This window comes from Allobosea sp. 05T422_2 (genome assembly GCF_056396265.1).
In genome coordinates this window covers 1-1,638 of record NZ_JBFTLD010000499.1, presented here as the reverse complement: position 1 = coordinate 1,638, position 1,638 = coordinate 1, and the positions used below count along the sequence as shown (strand labels likewise).

The 1,638-nt window shown below is 61.9% G+C and carries 1 protein-coding gene; it reads left to right on the top strand.

Annotated elements, in window-relative coordinates; all coding sequences use genetic code 11:
* Window positions 1-71 precede the first annotated feature (71 nt).
* Window positions 72-1,445 carry an ABC transporter substrate-binding protein gene (locus tag AC1DJT_RS36570; RefSeq protein WP_441506135.1) on the top strand — a complete coding sequence of 458 codons (1,374 nt, stop codon included), beginning with the start codon at window positions 72-74 and terminating at the stop codon, window positions 1,443-1,445.
* The last annotated feature ends 193 nt before the right edge of the window (window positions 1,446-1,638 follow it).

The following is a 1,638-nucleotide window of genomic DNA, read 5'->3' as shown; positions in this document are numbered from 1 at the left end:
AGTCTCCTCGGTGAAGGCGTACCAAAACGTCAGATTTAAACGTTTGAAATGGGAGGTTCTCAATGAAATCCATGCGTTATCTCGTGACCGGTGCAGCCTTCGCGGCGATCGCCGCCGGCTGGTCCGGCGCCGCCGTTGCGCAGGAGACGGTGACGGTCTGGTTCACCAAGGGTTTCTACAAGGGCGAGGACGATGCCCTGCTCGCGGTGGTCGACAAGTTCCAGAAGGCGACGGGCGTCAAGGTCGATCTCTCGCTCTATGCGACTGAGGATTGCGTGACCAAATCGGTCGGCGCCGTCGAGGCCGGAACGCCTCCCGATGTCGGCTTCTGCACCACCTATGATTTCCGCACGACCGGGAAATGGGCCTTCGACGGCAAGCTCGAGGACGTCACCGACGTGATCGAGCCGATGAAGGCAGAGTTCCAGCCGCAGGCGCTGGCGACGACCTTCCTGATGAACAACAAGGCCGGCAAGAAATCCTACTACGCCTTCCCCGTCGAACAGCAGATGATGCACATCACCTACTGGAAGGACATGCTGGAGGAGGCGGGCTTCAAGGAAGCGGACATCCCCAAGGGCTGGGACGGTTATTGGGATTTCTGGTGTGACAAGGTTCAGGGCGCATTGCGGGCCAAGGGCAAGCGCATCTACGGCATCGGCCATCCCATGGGCGTCGCCGCCTCCGACACTTTCTACAGCTTCCTGACCTTCGCCAACGCCTTCAACGCGCAGGTCGTCGACGAGAACGGCAAGATCGTCCTCGACCAGCCCAAGAACCGGGCCGGGATGATCGAGGCGGTCAAGGCCTATGCGAACATCTTCCAACGCGGCTGCACCCCGCCCTCGTCGGTGAACTGGCTCGACCCAGACAACAACGTCGCATTCCACAACCGCACGACCGTTGCCACGCATAACGCCACGATCTCGATCGCCGGCAAGCACATGGACGACATGAACAATCCGGCGCTGACCGCCGAGCAGCGGGCGACCGCGAAGAAGAACTACGAGGAGAACATCCGCACGGCCGAGTTCCCGAGGAAGCCGGATGGCAGCCCCATGACGAACCTGGCGGCGGTCAAGACGGCCGTGATCTTCGCCGATGCGAAGAACAAGAAGCGCGGCAAGGAGTTCATGGCCTTCCTGATGAAGGACGAGAACCTGCGTCCCTTCGTCGAGGGCTCGGCCGGGCGCTGGGTGCCGACGACGCTCAAGGGCATCGAGGCTCCGTTCTGGTCCGATGGCAAGGACCCGCACCGCGCGGTCGTCTACAAGCAGTACAAGGACGGCACTGTTCCGTTCCAGTTCGTCTACAACTACAATTTCACGACCGTGAATGCCGAGAACGTCTGGGCCAAGGCGGTGAACCGCGTTGTCCAGGACAAGATCTCGCCCGAACAGGCCGTGGACGAGATGATCGCTCGCATCAAGCAGATCGCCGGCTGATCCCGACGACCTGAACGACCGCGAAAACGGCATCCTGCGGCCGAACACGCCGTGGGATGCCGACCCGTCGAAAGAATGCGGGGCCTCGGAGGACAACTGATGACCGCCACCACCATGTCAGCGCCGGCAACKGTATCGGCCGAAATGACCTCGGGCCACACGCGAGACAGGGCGCTCTGGGGCGCGCTGATGC